20 protein-coding genes are annotated in these 18987 nt (G+C 55.4%); 2 read left to right on the forward strand and 18 right to left on the reverse strand.

Going from position 1 to position 18987, the window contains the following annotated elements:
- The first annotated feature begins 183 nt into the window (after positions 1-183).
- Positions 184-804 carry a 2OG-Fe(II) oxygenase family protein gene (locus DA792_RS14870; RefSeq protein WP_107720657.1) on the forward strand — a complete coding sequence of 207 codons (621 nt, stop codon included), beginning with the start codon at positions 184-186 and terminating at the stop codon, positions 802-804.
- Here the strand turns inward: DA792_RS14870 and DA792_RS14875 are convergent.
- From DA792_RS14875 to DA792_RS14960, 17 genes are all read right to left on the reverse strand, one after another.
- On the reverse strand, positions 785-1555 hold the full coding sequence (locus tag DA792_RS14875) for an ion transporter (protein ID WP_107720659.1): 771 nt from the start codon (positions 1553-1555) through the stop codon (positions 785-787). The two genes, DA792_RS14870 and DA792_RS14875, sit on opposite strands and share 20 nt — an antisense overlap.
- Before the next feature lie 161 nt (positions 1556-1716).
- Positions 1717-2130, reverse strand: a complete 414-nt coding sequence (gene rplP, locus DA792_RS14880; RefSeq protein ID WP_107720661.1) for a 50S ribosomal protein L16 — start codon at positions 2128-2130, stop codon at positions 1717-1719.
- Between the two features lie 13 nt (positions 2131-2143).
- Positions 2144-2851, reverse strand: coding sequence for a 30S ribosomal protein S3 (gene rpsC, locus DA792_RS14885; RefSeq protein WP_009574010.1), 708 nt, complete (start codon positions 2849-2851; stop codon positions 2144-2146).
- Positions 2851-3231 carry a 50S ribosomal protein L22 gene (gene rplV / locus DA792_RS14890; protein WP_009574009.1) on the reverse strand — a complete coding sequence of 127 codons (381 nt, stop codon included), beginning with the start codon at positions 3229-3231 and terminating at the stop codon, positions 2851-2853. The genes rpsC and rplV overlap by 1 nt, the downstream gene beginning before the upstream one ends.
- A gap of 3 nt (positions 3232-3234) precedes the next feature.
- Positions 3235-3513 (reverse strand): 30S ribosomal protein S19, encoded by a 279-nt coding sequence (gene rpsS, locus DA792_RS14895; protein ID WP_107720663.1) that lies wholly within the window; start codon positions 3511-3513, stop codon positions 3235-3237.
- Between the two features lie 3 nt (positions 3514-3516).
- The gene (gene rplB, locus DA792_RS14900) at positions 3517-4359 is read right to left on the reverse strand and encodes a 50S ribosomal protein L2 (RefSeq protein ID WP_009574007.1); all 843 of its coding nucleotides are present in this window, start codon (positions 4357-4359) and stop codon (positions 3517-3519) included.
- 266 nt (positions 4360-4625) lie between these two features.
- A complete protein-coding gene (locus DA792_RS14905) occupies positions 4626-5042 on the reverse strand; it encodes a hypothetical protein (protein WP_107720665.1) in 417 nt (138 codons plus the stop codon).
- A gap of 268 nt (positions 5043-5310) precedes the next feature.
- Entirely contained in the window at positions 5311-5505 is a 195-nt protein-coding gene (locus DA792_RS23315; protein ID WP_107720669.1) for a Panacea domain-containing protein, read from the reverse strand.
- Between the two features lie 145 nt (positions 5506-5650).
- Positions 5651-5947, reverse strand: coding sequence for a 50S ribosomal protein L23 (locus DA792_RS14920; RefSeq protein ID WP_009574006.1), 297 nt, complete (start codon positions 5945-5947; stop codon positions 5651-5653).
- Positions 5944-6564, reverse strand: coding sequence for a 50S ribosomal protein L4 (gene rplD / locus DA792_RS14925; protein WP_107720671.1), 621 nt, complete (start codon positions 6562-6564; stop codon positions 5944-5946). Before rplD ends, DA792_RS14920 begins: the two co-directional genes overlap by 4 nt.
- Positions 6561-7298, reverse strand: a complete 738-nt coding sequence (rplC, locus tag DA792_RS14930) for a 50S ribosomal protein L3 (RefSeq protein WP_107720674.1) — start codon at positions 7296-7298, stop codon at positions 6561-6563. The genes rplD and rplC overlap by 4 nt, the downstream gene beginning before the upstream one ends.
- Positions 7299-7313: 15 nt before the next feature.
- Positions 7314-7622 (reverse strand): 30S ribosomal protein S10, encoded by a 309-nt coding sequence (gene rpsJ, locus DA792_RS14935; protein ID WP_009574003.1) that lies wholly within the window; start codon positions 7620-7622, stop codon positions 7314-7316.
- A 367-nt stretch (positions 7623-7989) separates the two neighbouring features.
- A complete protein-coding gene (gene tuf, locus DA792_RS14940; RefSeq protein WP_107720676.1) occupies positions 7990-9165 on the reverse strand; it encodes an elongation factor Tu in 1176 nt (391 codons plus the stop codon).
- A 68-nt stretch (positions 9166-9233) separates the two neighbouring features.
- On the reverse strand, positions 9234-11360 hold the full coding sequence (gene fusA / locus DA792_RS14945; RefSeq protein WP_107720678.1) for an elongation factor G: 2127 nt from the start codon (positions 11358-11360) through the stop codon (positions 9234-9236).
- 26 nt (positions 11361-11386) lie between these two features.
- Entirely contained in the window at positions 11387-11857 is a 471-nt protein-coding gene (gene rpsG / locus DA792_RS14950) for a 30S ribosomal protein S7 (RefSeq protein WP_107720680.1), read from the reverse strand.
- Between the two features lie 12 nt (positions 11858-11869).
- Complete coding sequence (gene rpsL / locus DA792_RS14955; RefSeq protein WP_005621086.1) at positions 11870-12241, reverse strand: 30S ribosomal protein S12; 372 nt, start codon at positions 12239-12241, stop codon at positions 11870-11872.
- A 292-nt stretch (positions 12242-12533) separates the two neighbouring features.
- Positions 12534-13496 carry a DMT family transporter gene (locus DA792_RS14960; protein WP_254679264.1) on the reverse strand — a complete coding sequence of 321 codons (963 nt, stop codon included), beginning with the start codon at positions 13494-13496 and terminating at the stop codon, positions 12534-12536.
- 137 nt (positions 13497-13633) lie between these two features.
- Between DA792_RS14960 and DA792_RS14965 the strand changes: the two genes are divergently transcribed.
- Positions 13634-14629 (forward strand): glycosyltransferase family 2 protein, encoded by a 996-nt coding sequence (locus tag DA792_RS14965; protein ID WP_107720681.1) that lies wholly within the window; start codon positions 13634-13636, stop codon positions 14627-14629.
- A 100-nt stretch (positions 14630-14729) separates the two neighbouring features.
- On the opposite strand, the gene rpoC is transcribed toward DA792_RS14965, so the two are convergent.
- Positions 14730-18968: a DNA-directed RNA polymerase subunit beta' gene (gene rpoC, locus DA792_RS14970; protein WP_107720683.1), complete on the reverse strand. Its 4239-nt coding sequence runs from the start codon at positions 18966-18968 to the stop codon at positions 14730-14732.
- Between the last annotated feature and the right edge of the window lie 19 nt (positions 18969-18987).

Consider the following 18987-nt stretch of genomic DNA (forward strand, 5'->3'; position numbering starts at 1 on the left):
CAAGGGCATAAAAGACCTTTTTAAATTCTGGCGACGACATGAGATAAAACAAATTGTCCAAAGCGAAAACCTCCCGCAAATTCGCTCTGACTGTTAGGGATTAGCCGCCCGCGTGCAAGTGCCGCCTCGCCAAACTTTCACCACCGCGCTAAGACGGGACAAACCTTTTAGGGAGCCTGTCACATGCCCACCATCGAATCCCTCTTCGTCACCCGGCTCTACCACGCCGCCTTGTCCGAATTTAAACCCAAGATCGACGCGGATGAATTGGAACAGTCCTGTTATGTCATCGCCGAAGATGACGAGGCCGGTCAGGAGTGGTGCGAGGCGAATGATTATCCGGGCTACACCTCCTATGCCTCCCTCACCGATCTGGCGTGGCGCTTTCCGATCTTTAAATCCCTTGTAAAAGCGCTCGACAAACATGTCGCGGCCTTTGCCAAGGATTTGGAATTCAACCTGGATGAGCGCAAGCTGGTGCTCGAAGATCTCTGGATCAACATCCTGCCCGAAGGCGGCACCCATGGCTCGCACATCCACCCGCACTCGGTGATCTCCGGCACCACCTATGTGGCGATGCCCAAAGGTGCCTCAGCGCTCAAACTCGAGGACCCCCGCCACGCCATGATGATGGCCGCCCCACCGCGCAACAAAGACGCGCGGCGTGAATTGAAGAGTTTTATCTATATGAAGCCCAAGGTGGGGGATGTGTTGCTCTGGGAAAGCTGGCTGCGCCATGAAGTGCCAATGAATGGCTCTGAGTTTGACCGGATTTCGGTGAGCTTTAATTATCGCTGGGAGTGAGAGCTTTCTCAATCCGCTCCAACCGCTGAACAACGTCGTCCCGGTAATCCCCGGTGGCGGCGTTTGTTTCTTCGGCGTGGGCGTCTTGCATCGAATTCACGATCAGACCGACAACGAGGTTCACCACCGCAAAGGTCGTGATCAAGATGAACGGGACAAAGAACAACCACGCCAGTGGATGCACCTCCATCACGGGCCGCACAATCCCCATAGACCAGCTTTCCAGCGTCATGATCTGAAACAGGGTGTAGGCCGAAATGCCGAGATCCCCGAACCAGTGCGGAAACGTCGCCGCAAAGAGTTTCGTCGCCATGACGGACGCGATGTAAAAGATCACCCCCATCAGTAAGAACACCGAGGCCATTCCCGGTAGAGCGGAGATGAACCCCTCCACCACGCGGCGCAGCGTTGGTGCGACCGATATGACGCGCAAGAGCCGCAGAATACGCAACGCCCTGAGCACCGACATTCCGCCACCCGCAGGGGCAAAGGACACCGCAACGATGATGAAATCGAAGATGTTCCAACCGGAGCGGAAAAACCTCCAGCCGCGCGCATAGATTTTGGCGACCAACTCGACGACAAAAATGCCCAAACAAAGGCTGTCAAGAAACGTGATGAGCCCCCCTGCGCGTGCCATAAGGGTTTGAGAGGTCTCAAGCCCCAAAATGACAGCATTCGCCAGAATGACCCCAAGGATCAGGTTTCGGGTCAGGGGGCGGTCCAAAATCTGGGCCAATCTCGCGCGCATTTTTAGCTCTCCTTATGCTTGCCAAGGCATATGTGCACGCGCAGCAGCGGAGACAACCAAGAAGCCCTGACAAAGGCGACGACACGTGAAAACCCCCGCCGATTTCTCGACGGGGCCTCTTTATCTTTCGCGATTTGGCGCGGCCCCGTGGGGCCCCACTTTTACCAGTCTTCGCGCATCACGGTGCGGGTTTTGATCGGGAGTTTCATCGCAGCAAGGCGCAGGGCCTCACGAGCGACTTCTTCCGTCACGCCGTCGATTTCGAACATCACGCGGCCGGGTTTGACCTTGCATGCCCAATAATCAACAGACCCTTTACCTTTACCCATACGGACTTCGGTCGGTTTCGAGGTGACCGGCAGATCCGGGAAGATACGGATCCAAACGCGACCTTGGCGTTTCATGTGGCGGGTCATCGCACGACGAGCTGCCTCAATCTGACGCGCAGTGACGCGCTCGGGCTGAACGGCTTTGAGGCCGAATGTCCCGAAAGTCAGGTCAGAGCCGCCTTTGGCTTGACCATGGATCCGGCCTTTGTGGGCCTTGCGGAATTTTGTACGCTTTGGCTGAAGCATATCTCAGATCTCCTTAGCGACGGCCGCGGTCGCCGCGAGGCGCCGGACCAGCTTGAGCTTCTTCGGCGCGACGGTCATGAGCCTGCGGGTCATGTTCCATAATCTCGCCTTTGAAGATCCAGGTTTTGATGCCGATGATGCCATAAGCCGTGGAGGCTTCGGCATGAGCGTAATCGATGTCAGCACGCAGAGTGTGCAGCGGCACGCGACCTTCGCGGTACCATTCGGTCCGTGCGATCTCGGCACCACCAAGACGGCCAGCGACGTTCACTTTGATGCCCAAAGCGCCCATGCGCATGGCGTTCTGAACCGAACGCTTCATGGCACGACGGAAGGACACACGACGCTCAAGCTGCTGTGCAATCGACTCGGCCACGAGAGCGGCGTCGAGTTCCGGCTTGCGCACTTCAACGATGTTGAGGTGCAGCTCGGATGCGGTCATCGCGGCGATTTTTTTGCGCAGACCTTCGATGTCCGCGCCTTTTTTGCCGATGATAACACCCGGACGGGCGGTGTGGATCGTGACGCGGCACTTGCGGTGCGGACGCTCGATGATCACACGGCTGATGCCGGCTTGTTTGCACTCTTCTTTCACGAACTCACGGATTTTGAGGTCTTCCAAAAGAAGATTCCCATAATCCTTGGTGTCGGCGTACCAGCGGCTGTCCCAGGTGCGATTGACCTGGAGGCGCATACCGATCGGGTTAACCTTATGACCCATTAGTTTTGCTCCTCAACTTGACGCACCTTGATGGTGATTTCCGCAAACGGCTTCATGATCTTGCCGAACCGACCACGCGCGCGCGGACGACCGCGTTTCATGGTGAGGTTTTTGCCAACCCAAGCTTCGGCAACGATGAGTTCATCGACGTCGAGGTTGTGGTTGTTTTCGGCGTTGGCGATCGCGGACTGAAGACATTTCTTCACGTCAGCAGCAATACGCTTGTTGGAGAAAGTGAGGTCCGTGAGGGCCTTGTCCACTTTCTTACCACGGATCATCTGAGCCACGAGGTTCAGTTTCTGCGGCGAAACGCGAAGCATTTTGGTTTTGGCCATTGCTTCGTTGTCAGCCACGCGACGGGGATTTGCTACCTTACCCATGACTTACTTCCGTTTCGCTTTTTTGTCAGCAGCGTGACCGTAATAGGTCCGGGTCGGCGAATACTCACCGAACTTCTGACCAATCATGTCTTCTGAGACGTTGACGGGGATGTGCTTGCGGCCGTTGTACACACCAAAGGTGAGACCAACGAACTGCGGCAGGATGGTGGAACGGCGGGACCAGATCTTGATGACCTCGTTGCGACCGCTCTCGCGAGCTTTTTCGGCCTTTTTGAGGACATAAGCGTCCACAAACGGGCCTTTCCAGACAGAACGTGCCATATCTTAGCGACCCTTCTTCTTAGCGTGACGCGAGCGGATGATGAGCTTGCTGGACGCCTTATTCTTGTTGCGCGTTTTCGCGCCTTTGGTCGGTTTGCCCCATGGCGTCACCGGGTGACGACCACCAGAGGTCCGGCCTTCACCACCACCGTGCGGGTGGTCGATCGGGTTCATAACCACACCACGCACAGACGGGCGGATGCCCTTGTGGCGGTTGCGACCGGCTTTACCGAAGTTCTGGTTGGAGTTGTCAGGGTTCGACACGGCACCGACAGTGCACATGCATTCCTGACGGACCAAACGCAATTCGCCAGAAGACAGGCGGATCTGAGCGTAGCCACCGTCACGACCAACGAACTGAGCGTAAGTCCCAGCAGCACGCGCGATTTGACCGCCCTTGCCAGCTTTGAGCTCAACGTTGTGGACGATTGTCCCGATCGGGAGACCGGAGAACGGCATAGCGTTGCCCGGCTTCACGTCAGCCTTGGCAGAGGCGATGACTTTGTCGCCAACGGCCAGACGCTGCGGAGCCAGGATGTAAGCCTGTTCGCCGTCTTCATATTTGATAAGCGCGATAAACGCGGTGCGGTTCGGGTCATATTCGATCCGTTCCACAGTCGCTGCGACGTCAAACTTGTTCCGTTTGAAGTCGACGATACGATAGAGACGCTTTGCCCCGCCGCCTTTGCGGCGCATCGTGATCCGTCCGGTGTTGTTCCGACCGCCATTCTTGGTCAAACCCTCAGTGAGGGATTTGACCGGGCGGCCTTTCCAAAGCTCCGAACGGTCGATCAGAACCAACCCACGTTGGCCAGGCGTCGTCGGTTTATACGACTTGAGTGCCATAGTTTCTGTCTTCCGTCTAGCTGAGGCGGATCCAGTAACTGGTCCGCCTGATGTTTAGCCCCCCGAAGGTGGCCATGTTGTAGGCCCCTTCAACCGAATGAGAGGTGCCCGAATTCACAATACCAAGAGGCCTCAGAACGAATCCGAGGCCACGCGATGGGTGCGTTTAGCAAGGATGGATGGGGGTGTCTATAGGGGAGTGGGGTTTGCGATGAGGCAGATCAAACTTAAAAGTGGCAAATAACGCTCAAAATGCTTTGAGACATTCATCCACCACGAAACACGTTTGACACCCCAGAGACGCCATATCCAATAGTTTCGAGGTCTTTTTCCTCAAACTTGCGGAATGCGCCAATAAATAGCGCCACGGTTATTGCGGTGATTGAGGTAATCGGGGCGACTATCATAGCTACTGAAAAAGCCGCATTTGCAAAAATGAACGGACCTATAAAAACGTGATGAACCAAGTGGGTTATTAACCCACCCATAGCAACGATAACTAACACATCCGCAATCGATGCAATCCACTTGAGCCAGTATCGCTGTCCAATTTCTCTATGCGCAAGCCTCTTAAGTTTAGATTCCGCCTCCAGAAGCTCAAACTCCAACTCTTCTCTGCGCGCATTTTGTGGTGCACCTTCCGGATTTAGATCAGGATCCAAAGGTGGAATTACATCAGTCATGTGCAGCCTGCCTATTTGCTTCAGCACGCTTCACCTTGTAGTGCTGCTTAATGAGGTCATCGTGTATCAACGCATAATTACCCCCCGTTTTAGTAGCAATATCCCACGGGCCTCCCGGCACGTGCGTCAAGTTAGACAACTGGAATGCCGAAAGGCTTCCATAAATTGTATATACTTGCTCTAAAAGGCTCTCGTCTTCTGGTGTAATCTCCTGCGCCGGTGCGGACACAGGCCCAGACACCTTGATGCCTTGAGTTCTGAAAGCATTCTAAACTTCTGGTATGACTGGTCCATACTGCCAAGCCTCAATCCGATTTGAGAACAATGGTACTTCTTGCATTTCCAGATGCCAGCCATGGGCAATATATGTGAGTTTCAGAAGGGACATTATGGACAAAGTCCTTCCTTCACGCTGAGCGCGTACCACGAACCAGTTCGCAATTTGACGAGCGTCATAAGCCATATATTCGCCTCCTTACTCATCCTATATAGGAAATCTTGCAAGAATTGTGAATCCCTGTAAGTCTCAACGTCATAAAATCAGGGATTTCAAAAAAGCCCCCGGCTCTCACCGAGGGGCTTCTTCATTTCAACCTAGTCCTGAAAAATCAGAGACCGGTGGACACGTCGATCGAGTTGCCTTCTTCGAGTGTCACATAGGCTTTTTTGACGTCTTTGCGTTTGCCAAGCATCCCGCGGAAGCGTTTCGTCTTCCCTTTGGTGACGACGGTGTTGATGGCTTTCACCTTCACACCGAACAGCTCTTCAACGGCTTTTTTGATCTGCGGTTTGTTGGAGTCGATGGCGACTTCAAAAACAACAGCACCGTTTTCAGAAGCCATTGTGGCTTTCTCAGTGATGATCGGTTTACGGATCACGTCGTAAAGTGCAGCTTTCGTGGTCATTTGAGGCGAGCCTCCAGAGCTTCGACAGCCGACCGCGTGAGCACGAGCGTGTCACGTTTCAGGATGTCGTATACGTTTGCGCCCATCGTCGGGAGAATATCAACACCGGAAATGTTCGCAGCCGCAGCTTTGAAGTTGGCGTCAATCTCAGCACCGTCGATGATCAACACGCGCTTCCAGCCTTGCTCTTTGATCGCTTTGGCGAGGAACGCGGTCTTTGCTTCTGCGAGTTTCGCATCTTCAATGATCACGAGGTTGCCAGAGCCAGCCTTTGCAGACAGAGCATGCTTGAGCCCGAGTTTACGGAACTTTTTCGTCAGCTCGTGACCGTGCGAACGCGGTGTCGGGCCTTTGTAAATCCCACCTTTACGGAAGATCGGTGCCTTGCGGGAGCCGTGACGTGCGCCACCGGTGCCTTTTTGGCGATAGATCTTCTTGGTCGAGTAGGACACTTCCGAGCGGGTCTTTACCTTGTGAGTGCCGGCCTGCGCGTTGTTACGCTGCCAACGGACCACACGGTGCAGAATGTCGGCACGCGGCTCGAGACCAAACAGGGCCTCATCGAGATCCAAAGTGCCGGCGGAGCCGCCGTCGAGTTTGATCACATCAAGTTTCATGCTTCACCCCCTTCTACTGGTGCTTCTGCAGCAGGAGCTTCAGCGACCGGAGCTTGTGCGGATTTCAGAGCAGCCGGAAGCGGCGCGTTCTCAGGGAACGGCTTTTTCATGGCGTCTTTGACCGTAACCCAGCCACCTTTGGAGCCCGGAACGGCGCCTTTGACCATGATCAAGCCACGGTCAGCGTCGGTACGAACGACCTGAAGGTTTTGGGTGGTAACGCGGGCAGACCCCATGTGACCGGCCATTTTTTTGCCTTTAAAGACTTTGCCCGGATCCTGACACTGACCCGTGGAGCCGTGCGAACGGTGGGACACGGACACACCGTGCGACGCACGCAGACCGCCAAAGTTGTGGCGTTTCATCGCACCGGCAAAACCTTTACCGATGGATGTCCCGGACACGTCAACGAACTGACCTTCAAAGTAGTGCTCGGCAGAGATTTCTGCGCCGACTTCGATGAGGTTGGCTTCGTCCACGCGGAATTCCGCAACTTTACGCTTCGGCGCAACATTTGCAGCGGCGAAGTGACCGCGCATTGCTTGCGACGTGCGTTTTGCTTTTGCGTTGCCAGCACCGAGTTGAACAGCCGTGTAGCCGTCTTTCTCGTTGGTGCGCTGAGCCACAACTTGCAGGTTTTCGAGTTGAAGAACGGTCACAGGGATCTGCTTGCCGTCTTCCATGAACAAGCGGGTCATGCCCACTTTCTTCGCGATGATACCAGAGCGCAACATATCTAAGTGCCCTCCTTAAACTTTGATCTCGACGTCAACACCAGCGGCGAGGTCGAGCTTCATCAGCGCGTCAACGGTCTGGGGCGTCGGATCAACGATGTCGAGAAGACGCTTGTGCGTCCGGATCTCAAACTGATCGCGGGATTTTTTGTCGATGTGCGGACCACGGAGAACCGTGAACTTTTCGATCTTGTTCGGAAGCGGGATCGGGCCACGGACAGTCGCGCCGGTGCGCTTTGCCGTGTTGACGATTTCTTGGGTGCTGGAATCGAGCACACGGAAATCAAATGCCTTCAGCCGAATGCGAATATTTTGCGACTGCATAATATAGCCTTTCGCGGCTTAAAGTTGAGAGGTGGAAAACGCACCATTGCGCCGCCACGTCGAACTGAAAAGGGCGAGTCACGACTCACCCTCATCTTTCACACAAAGTGAATTGCTGCCCAATACAGGGGGATCAGGCCAGATCAATATCTAATCCCGAAAACCGCATGATTTATTGGGCTTCTTGTATCTTTGTCTTTGGAAAAAGGCCCCGCTTTTGCGAGGCCTTTCTATGCGATCAATCGCTTGCGTGACTTATGCGATCTTACTCAACGATCTTCGACACACCATATTCGTGTGCGTCTCGGGATCATTGCTTACTCAACGATCTTCGACACACCATATTCGTGCGTCTCGGGATCATTGCTTACTCAACGATCTTCGACACAACGCCGGAGCCAACCGTGCGGCCACCCTCACGGATAGCGAAGCGCAGGCCTTCTTCCATGGCGATCGGCGCGATCAGTTCAACGTTGAACTTCAAGTTGTCGCCCGGCATCACCATTTCGGTGCCTTCCGGCAAAACAACAGTCCCGGTCACGTCCGTCGTACGGAAGTAAAACTGCGGACGGTAGTTTGCGAAGAACGGCGTGTGACGGCCACCTTCTTCTTTGGTCAAAATATAGACCTCAGATTCAAACTTCGTGTGCGGTTTCACAGAACCCGGCTTACACAGAACCTGACCACGCTCAACGCCTTCACGATCCACACCACGCAAAAGCGCGCCGATGTTGTCGCCAGCTTCCCCGCGATCGAGCAGTTTGCGGAACATTTCAACGCCGGTACAGGTCGTGGTTTTCGTGTCACGGATCCCAACGATTTCAATGCTGTCGCCAACGTTGATCACGCCGCGTTCGATACGACCGGTCACAACAGTCCCGCGGCCAGAAATCGAGAACACGTCCTCGATCGGCATCAGGAAAGGCTCGTCCACTGCGCGCGGCGGCTGCGGAATGTAGGCATCAACTGCGGCCAGAAGCTCGCGGATTTTGTCTTCGCCGATGTTCGCATCGCGACCTTCGAGAGCGGCCAAAGCAGACCCCGCGATGATCGGAATATCGTCGCCCGGGTAATCGTAAGCCGACAAAAGCTCGCGGATTTCCATTTCGACGAGTTCCAAAAGCTCTTCGTCGTCAACCTGGTCCACTTTGTTCATGAACACGACCATGGCCGGGATACCAACCTGGCGACCCAAAAGGATGTGCTCGCGGGTCTGCGGCATCGGGCCATCAGCAGCGTTCACAACCAAGATCGCGCCATCCATCTGAGCCGCACCCGTGATCATGTTTTTCACATAGTCGGCGTGACCGGGGCAATCCACGTGCGCGTAGTGACGGTTTTCCGTCTCATACTCAACGTGTGCCGTGGAAATCGTGATCCCACGCGCTTTTTCTTCCGGTGCACCATCAATCTGATCGTAGGCTTTGAAGTCACCAAAATATTTGGTGATCGCTGCCGTCAGCGTCGTTTTACCGTGGTCAACGTGGCCAATCGTGCCGATGTTGCAGTGCGGTTTGGAACGCTCAAACTTTTCCTTAGCCATTATGGCCTCCTATTATTCGATATGGGGATCAAGCCACCCTAAAAGGTGAACCCGATCCCCGAAGTGAGTTAGGCGAATTTCGCCTGAATTTCTTCCGAGATGTTCGACGGCACAGCTTCGTAGTGATCGAACTGCATCGAGAACTGTGCGCGGCCCGAAGACATGGAACGCAGCGTGTTGATGTAGCCAAACATGTTGGCCAGCGGCACGAAGGAGTCGATGGCAATCGCGTTACCGCGAGTGTCCTGACCCTGAACCTGACCGCGACGTGAGGTCAGATCGCCGATGATCCCGCCGGTGTATTCTTCCGGGGTGATCACTTCGACTTTCATGATCGGTTCGAGCAATTTCGCACCGGCTTTGCGCATACCTTCGCGCATGCCCATACGAGCAGCGATTTCGAATGCCAGCACGGAGGAGTCAACATCGTGGAACTTACCGTCGATCAACGTCACTTTGAAGTCGATCACCGGGAAGCCTGCCAGAGGACCGGAGTCCATGACAGAACGAATGCCTTTTTCGACGCCGGGGATGTATTCCTTCGGCACCGCACCGCCAACGATCTTGGATTCAAAGGAGAACCCTTCGCCCGGCTGTGTCGGCGTGATGATGAGTTTGACCTCAGCGTACTGACCCGACCCACCAGACTGTTTCTTGTGGGTGTAGGTGTGCTCGACTTCGTGAGAAATCGTTTCACGATAGGCCACCTGCGGCGCACCAATGTTCGCTTCGACTTTGAACTCACGACGCAGACGATCCACGAGGATGTCGAGGTGAAGTTCGCCCATGCCTTTCATGATGGTTTGACCGGACTCGATGTCGGTCTCCACACGGAAGGAGGGATCTTCGGCGGCAAGGCGTGCCAGACCTGCGGACATTTTCTCTTGGTCGCCCTTGGTTTTGGGCTCAACTGCGATCTCGATCACCGGTTCCGGGAAGGTCATGGTTTCGAGAACGACCGGCTCAGAAGCAGAACACAGGGTATCCCCGGTGGTCGTGTCTTTGAGGCCAGCCAAAGCGATGATGTCGCCAGCAAAGGCTTCTTCGATCTCTTCACGGTTGTTCGAGTGCATCATCATCATACGACCGACGCGCTCTTTTTTGCCTTTGGTCGAGTTCAGAATGCCGTCACCTTTGTTCATCTTACCGGAGTAGATGCGGGTAAAGGTGAGCGTGCCCACGAACGGGTCGTTCATGATTTTGAACGCAAGACCGGAGAACGCCATGTTGTCATCGGCACGACGCGGGATGTCACGGGTTTCCGTTTCATCGCCGGGTTTAAAGCCCATGTAATCCACAACGTCGAGCGGGCTCGGCAAGTAGTCGATCACAGCGTTCAACAGCGGCTGAACACCTTTGTTTTTAAACGCGGATCCGCAGAGAACCGGAATAAACTTGATCGCCAGCGTGCCTTTGCGGATCAGGCTGCGAAGCGTGTCCACGTCGGGCTCAGCGCCGTCCATCAAGTAGTTTTCCATGGCATCGTCATCCATCTCGACAGCCGTCTCGATGAGATGCGCACGCCATTCGTCAGCCAGATCTTTCAAGCTGTCGCGGATGTCACGCTGTTCCCAGCTCGCACCAAGGTCTTCACCGGCCCAGACCCATTCTTTCATGGTCACGAGGTCGATCATACCTTCCAACTCGGTTTCAGCCCCAATCGGGATCTGAATCGGAGCCGGGACGGCGCCGGTGCGGTCTTTGATCATCTTCACACAGTTGAAGAAGTCAGCACCGATCTTGTCCATTTTGTTGACGAACACGATGCGCGGAACTTTGTAGCGGTCAGCCTGACGCCACACGGTTTCGGTCTGTGGTTCAACGCCAGCGTTGGCGTCAAGCACAGCAACAGCACCGTCAAGCACAGCCAGCGAACGTTCAACTTCGATGGTGAAGTCAACGTGGCCGGGCGTGTCGATGATGTTCATCCGAAACTTGGTGTCGGAGGTTGCATCAGCTGTCGGCTCTTCCTGACGCTGCCAGAACGTGGTGGTCGCAGCAGAGGTGATCGTGATGCCGCGTTCCTGCTCCTGCTCCATCCAGTCCATGGTGGCGGCACCATCGTGCACCTCACCAATGTTGTGGGATTTGCCGGTGTAGTAAAGGATACGCTCGGAACAGGTGGTTTTACCTGCGTCGATGTGCGCCATGATACCAAAATTGCGGTACCGTTCGAGGGGATATTCGCGTGCCATGATGTCGGTCCTACGGGCCTGAGTGATTACCAGCGATAATGGCTGAACGCTTTGTTCGCGTCGGCCATTTTATGCGTGTCTTCGCGTTTTTTCACGGCAGAACCGCGACCGTTGACTGCATCAAGCAGTTCACCGGCAAGACGCTCTTCCATCGTGTTTTCGTTGCGGGCGCGGGATGCGTTGATCAACCAACGGATCGCCAGAGCTTCGCGGCGCTCAACGCGCACTTCGACGGGCACCTGATAGGTGGCACCACCCACACGACGCGAACGCACCTCAACAGAGGGTTTCACGTTGTCGAGGGCTTCATGGAACACTTCAACCGGAGCTTTTTTGAGTTTGTCCTCAACGCGGGTCAACGCATTGTAAACAATTCTCTCGGCGGCGGATTTTTTGCCGTCGATCATCAGGTTGTTCATGAATTTGGTCAGCACGCGATCGCCATATTTGGCATCGGGCAGTACTTCGCGCTTTTCAGCGGCGTGACGACGGGACATACCAGTCTCTCCTTACTTCGGACGCTTGGCGCCGTATTTCGAACGGCGCTGCTTACGGTCTTTGACGCCTTGGGTATCCAACACACCGCGCAGGATGTGGTAACGGACACCCGGAAGGTCTTTCACACGACCGCCACGGATCAGAACCACAGAGTGTTCCTGAAGGTTGTGGCTTTCACCGGGGATGTAGCTGATCACTTCGAAACCGTTGGTCAGGCGAACCTTGGCCACTTTCCGCATAGCGGAGTTCGGTTTTTTCGGTGTGGTGGTGTAGACGCGCGTACAAACGCCACGCTTCTGGGGACACTGCTCCAGGTGCATGGATTTGGAGCGCTTGACTTTGGGCTGACGCGGTTTGCGGATCAGCTGTTGAATCGTTGGCATAGGGCTCTTTCCCGTTTCCTAACTTATGTGCCGCGACGGTGACCTCAGGCGTGACGCTTGAGCCCGTGCCGGGGCGATTTCGAATTTCTAGCATCACGCGATTGCGTAACACAAAAACCCGCAATCGTTCCCATTCCGAGGTGAACGACGCGGTGAGTTCCCAGAGGATCAGAGCGCCTTAAATTGCTCAGATCTTGGCCACTACGATTTAGAACTCGGCGCAAACGGGGAGACCCCCCTTAGCCGGATGTCGCGCGGTATATGGAGAGTCGCCCGCCTTGTCAACCGGTGGTCAACGATTGGCGTCCCTCTCAGCCTTCCGACGCAGCCGCGCCTCCCGCAGGACGGTGTAAATGCCCGTGGCGGCGATGATCCCTGCCCCTGTGAGTGCCCAGAGGTCCGGCCATTCACCAAAGGCAAAAAAGCCGATCAGCAAGGCCCAGATCAGCGCCGTATAGCGAAACGGCGAGACAAAGGAAATCTCGCCCACGCGCATCACCGTGACGGAAAGGACATAGCCAATGATGACACATGCCGACGTCCCCAGGAGCTGAATATACCCCAGCGTCGAGAGCGGTTGCCATTCCGAACCGACAGACAATCCCCCCGCCACAACTGTGACCGCAGCCACGGCAGCAAAGGTCACGGTTGCGGTTGGCGCATTTTGAGAAATGGCACGGACCGAGAGGTCACGCACAGTGACAAACCCCATGCCCAGAACGGCCCAAAGCCCCTGCGCGCTAAAGCCTTCCCCACCGGGTTTCACAATCAACAAGACGCCACAAAAGCCGATCAGGATCGCCACGAGGCGACGCCAGCCCAATTGATCTTTGAACACAAGCGCGCCGACCACCGTGATGGAAAGCGGTAGAGTTTGCATAATCGCAGTGGCATTGGCCAAGGGGATATGAGTGATGGCCGTGAGAAAAGAGAACGATGCGCCGACCTCAGCCCCAGCTCGCAGCAGCGTAAACATCCAGTCCTTGCGGCTCAGATCAAACCGCACCGGCCCGATAAACACCGGCAAGATCACCAAGATCATCGCGATATTGAGAAGCCCGCGCAGGGTGAGCGCCTGCAACAACGGAATTTCTTCCAAAAGCCCCTTCATGAAACTGTCGTTTGTGGTGAAAGCCGCCATGGACAGAGCCATGAGAAGAGCGCCACGGGTGTTGTCAGAAAGTTTTGTCATAAGCGCGTGGTGTTCTTTGGCTTTGGAATGTTGCGGATCAATCGCTTGATGCTGCGCTATCATTGCTTTCGCGATCCAGAAAGCAAAACTTGTCCTCTGGCAAAATTGTTGGTCGCGCAGTTGTGCCCGCAGTCTCGCTGTGCATTATGACGAGAGGCCAAAAAGTGCCGGGCAACGTGCAGGGCCATGAGTAGAAAAACATGGGTGAAAAACTTGTCCTAACAACGATGCGCAATGAAGGCCCGTTCATTTTGGAATGGGTCGCGTGGTATCGTATGCTTGGCTTTGATCACATCATCGTTTTGTACAATGACTGTACCGATCACTCCCCTGCCCTGCTGAAAGCCCTTGATAAGGCGGGGATGATTACGGCCGTTTCCTACACGCCCGACCCTTCGATGCCGGTCAAACGCACCGCTTTGCCTTTGATGAAAACGCTGCCGCGGGTGCAAGAGGCCGAATGGATCTTCAATTGTGATGTGGATGAGTTTTTGGTGGTCCATGTCGGCAACGGCACGATCCATGATCTGATCTCGCAATTTGACATGGACGAGACCCATGCCATTGCGGTCCATTGGAAATGCTTTGGTGACAGCGGCGGGATCGGTTGGCAAGACGAGTTCGCCCATCGCAGCTTTACCTTCGCGGCCCCGTCCAGACACCGCGTGAACATGTTCTTCAAAACGCTGATCCGCTGGCCGATGGATTTTTGGCAAATTGGCGTGCACTCTCCAAAGGGATGGCGCGGGAAAGGCCAGTGGGGGATTGCGCCCAATTTGATGAAGCGCTGTGACGGGGTCACCTTGCGCAGATATGACCCAAAGACCTCCATTAAATTCACCAACCCGCGCTGGATCACCCATGATTTCGCGCAAATCAATCACTACATCACCCGCACCTTTGAAAGCTTCACGCTCAAGATGGGCAAACCGTCTACGGCGGCCAACCGTGACCGCTATACAATGACGTTTTTCCGCGACAAAAATCGCAACGAAGAGAGGGACGTCAGCGCGCTGAAGTATACGCCGCAGTTTGAGGCCGCCTATGCCGAGGTCAGTTCCGTGCCCGGCGTGATGCGGCTGCATCATCGGTGTTGCATGGATTACGTCGAGGCGCTCTCTGCGCAAAATGATCGCGATCCGAAAGAGGATTTGCGCTGGCGCCACCACCAACGCGAAAAGAACAAGCTGGACTGATGCCCCCCCAACTCGCGACCCTCCCAGGTCGCGAGTTGAACAAACGAAAAGGCCCCCGCATCTCTGCGAGGGGCCTTTTTTAAATCATATGAAGAAAGGCTTATTCTTGGCCTTCAGGGGTCTCGACCATCATGCTTTCGGCCTCGTCACCCATCACATCCATCACCGGAGCGGCGAGTTGTGCGGCAGCTTCGGCTTCTGCGCGGGCCTCCTCAATCACAACATTGTCGCGCTCTTGAGCGATGCGGCGGACGCGCTTGGTCGCGCCACCCGTACCAGCCGGGATCAAGCGGCCCACAATGATGTTCTCTTTGAGACCGACCAGCTTGTCACGTTTGCCCTGAACAGAGGCTTCGGTGAGCACGCGAGTGGTTTCCTGGAACGACGCGGCAGAGATGAACGACCGGGTTTGCAAGGACGCCTTGGTGATCCCCAAGAGGATCGGCTGACCTTTCGCCGGACGACCGCCCTTAAGCTCGGCTTTGGCATTGGCTTCGTCAAATTCAGCCTTGTCCACAGCTTCGCCTTTGAGCAGCGTGGTTTCCCCGGAGTCGAGGATTTCCCATTTCTGCAACATCTGACGCACGATGACTTCGATGTGCTTATCGTTGATCTTCACGCCTTGCAGACGATAGACCTCCTGCACCTCGTCGATCATGTACACCGCCAGAGCCTCGACACCCATAATCGCGAGAATGTCATGCGGCGCTGGGTTGCCGTCCATGATGTAGTCACCCTTCTGGACGAAGTCGCCTTCGGCCACAGGGATGTGCTTGCCTTTCGGCACCATGTACTCGACCGGCTCCATCGTCTCATCCGACGGTTCAATCGAAATGCGGCGTTTGTTTTTGTAGTCCTTGCCAAAGCGCACGTAGCCGTCAATCTCCGCGATGATCGCGTGATCTTTCGGACGACGGGCTTCAAAGAGCTCGGCCACACGCGGCAGACCACCGGTGATGTCCTTGGTCTTTGCACCTTCGCGCGGAATACGCGCCACAACGTCACCCGCCTGAATGTCCTGACCGTCTTCGATCGAAAGAACCGCGTCCACGGACATCAGATAGGTCACCGGGTTGCCCACATCGTTGCGGACCGGTTCGCCGTCTTCGCCAAGGATCAAGATCTCAGGCTTCAGATCGCCACCTTTCGGCACAGAGCGCCAATCGGTCACGATTTTCTGGGTCATGCCGGTGGCATCATCGGTGTCGTCGCGGACCGAGAGGCCCGAGATGAGATCGACGAATTTTGCCTTACCGCCTTTTTCTGCGATGATCGGAAGTGTGTACGGATCCCATTCAAACAGCTTGTCGCCACGGGCAATCATTTTGCCCTCTTCGGCGAACACTTTCGTGCCGTAGCCGAGTTTGTAGGACGCCCGTTCCACGCCTTGATCGTCCACGATCACCAACTGCATGTTACGGCCCATGACGATTTTCTCGCCATGTTTGTTTTCAAGCAGCATGGCATTGCGGAACAGCGCTTTGCCTTCTTGGTTGGCTTCTTGGAACGACTGCTGGCCACCCTGAGCAACACCGCCGATGTGGAAGGTCCGCATCGTCAACTGTGTCCCAGGCTCACCGATCGACTGAGCCGCGATGATGCCGACGGCCTCACCTTGGTTCACCATGGTGCCGCGTGCGAGGTCGCGACCATAGCACATGGCGCACACGCCTTCTTCGGCTTCACAGGTCAGCGGGCTGCGCATCCGCATGGAGGCGATCCCGGCAGCTTCGATCAGATCGGCTTTGCGTTCGTCGATCAGTTCGTTTTTCGACACGAGGACTTCGTCAGTGCCCGGACGCAACACGTCTTCTGCGGACACACGGCCCAACAGACGCTCAGAGAGCGAGGCCACAACTTCACCATCGTTGACAGCCGCTTCGGCGGTGATCGCCAATTCGGTGCCACAGTCGACCTGACGCACGATACAGTCTTGCGCAACATCCACGAGACGGCGGGTCAAATACCCGGAGTTCGCCGTTTTCAACGCCGTATCGGACAGACCCTTACGCGCACCGTGAGTCGAGTTAAAGTACTCGAGCACGGTCAGGCCTTCTTTAAAGTTCGAGATAATCGGCGTTTCGATGATCTCACCCGACGGTTTCGCCATAAGGCCGCGCATCCCGCCCAGCTGTTTCATCTGGGTGACAGACCCACGCGCACCGGAGTGAGCCATCATGTAAACCGAGTTCGGTTCCATTTCGGCGCCATTCTCGTCGCGCTTGTTGGCGGAGATGGTGGACATCATCGCTTCGGTGACTTTGTCGTTACACTTCGACCAGGCATCGACAACTTTGTTGTACTTTTCACCCTGAGTGATCAGGCCGTCCATGTACTGTTGTTCAAAGTCACGCACCTGATCGCGGGTCGCGTCGACCAACGTCCATTTGTTGTCCGGGACAACCATGTCGTCTTTGCCGAAAGAAATCCCGGCTTTGAACGCTTCTTTGAAGCCCAAAGACATGATCTGGTCACAGAAGATGACCGACTCTTTCTGACCGCAATAGCGGTAGACGGTGTCGATGACGGTCTGCACTTCTTTCTTACGCAACAACCGGTTGACCAGGTCAAACGGTGCTTTCGCGTTGAGCGGCAGAAGGCCGCCAAGGCGCAAGCGGCCCGGCGTGGTTTCGAAGCGCTTCCACACTTCTTGGCCATGGTCGTCGATCTGTTTGATCCGGGCGGTGACTTTGGCGTGCAAATGCACGGTGCCAGAGGTCAGAGCGTATTCCACCTCGTCGATGTTGGAGAAAACCATGCCTTCGCCGGGCATGCCTTCGCGCTCCATCGAGATGTAGTAGATGCCCAAAATCATATCCTGCGACGGCACGATGATCGGTGCGCCGTTGGCAGGCGACAGAACGTTGTTCGTGGACATCATCAAGACACGGGCTTCAAGCTGTGCTTCGAGCGACAGCGGCACGTGAACAGCCATCTGGTCCCCGTCGAAGTCGGCGTTAAAGGCCGAACACACGAGCGGGTGAAGCTGAATGGCTTTGCCTTCGATCAATGTGGGTTCGAACGCCTGGATGCCCAAACGGTGCAAGGTCGGCGCACGGTTGAGGAACACCGGGTGTTCGCGGATCACCTCGTCCAGAATGTCCCACACTTCGGGACGCTCTTTTTCCACCAATTTTTTGGCTTGCTTCACAGTGGAAGACAGGCCTTTGGCTTCAAGACGCGAATAGATGAACGGCTTGAACAGTTCGAGCGCCATCTTCTTGGGCAGACCACACTGATGCAACTTCAGTTCCGGCCCGGTCACAATGACCGAACGACCGGAGAAGTCGACGCGTTTGCCCAAAAGGTTCTGACGGAAACGACCCTGTTTGCCTTTCAGCATGTCGGAGAGCGATTTCAACGGACGCTTGTTGGCCCCCGTGATCACGCGGCCACGACGACCGTTGTCGAACAGCGCATCCACAGATTCCTGCAACATCCGTTTTTCGTTACGCACGATGATGTCGGGCGCACGCAGTTCGATCAGACGTTTCAGACGGTTGTTCCGGTTGATCACACGACGATAGAGATCGTTGAGATCGGAGGTCGCGAAACGGCCGCCATCAAGCGGCACCAGCGGGCGGAGTTCTGGCGGGATCACGGGGATCACGGTCAGGATCATCCACTCCGGGCGGTTGCCGGATTCAAGGAAGCTTTCAACGATCTTCAGACGCTTGATGATCTTTTTCGGTTTCAGCTCGCCAGTCGCCTCTTTGAGGTCTTCGCGAAGCTGATCCGCGGTGCTCTCAAGGTCGATGTTGCCAAGCATTTTACGGATCGCTTCGGCACCGATGTCGGCCTCGAACGCGTCCATGCCATAGAGATCCTGGGCGTCCATGAACTCTTCTTCGGTCATCATCTGACCGTAGGTGAGATCGGTGAGACCCGGCTCGATCACAACGTAGTTTTCGAAATACAGCACGCGTTCCAGATCACGCAGCGTCATGTCGAGCATGAGGCCGATGCGCGAAGGCAGCGATTTCAAGAACCAAATGTGAGCGACAGGTGCCGCCAATTCGATGTGGCCCATGCGCTCGCGACGCACTTTTTGCAGCGTGACTTCCACACCACATTTTTCGCAGACAACGCCGCGATATTTCATGCGCTTATATTTGCCGCACAGACATTCGTAGTCTTTGATCGGGCCAAAAATACGCGCACAGAACAGACCGTCACGTTCCGGTTTGAACGTCCGGTAGTTGATGGTCTCGGGCTTTTTGATTTCGCCGTAGGACCACGACAGAATCCGCTCCGGGGAGGCCAAGGACACTTTGATCTCGTCAAAGGTCGTCGGCTGCGCCATCGGATTAAACGGGTTGGCTGTGATTTCCTGGTTCATCTTTTGAATTCCTCAAATT

The organism is Celeribacter baekdonensis (genome assembly GCF_003047105.1).
Lineage (GTDB): Bacteria > Pseudomonadota > Alphaproteobacteria > Rhodobacterales > Rhodobacteraceae > Celeribacter > Celeribacter baekdonensis_B.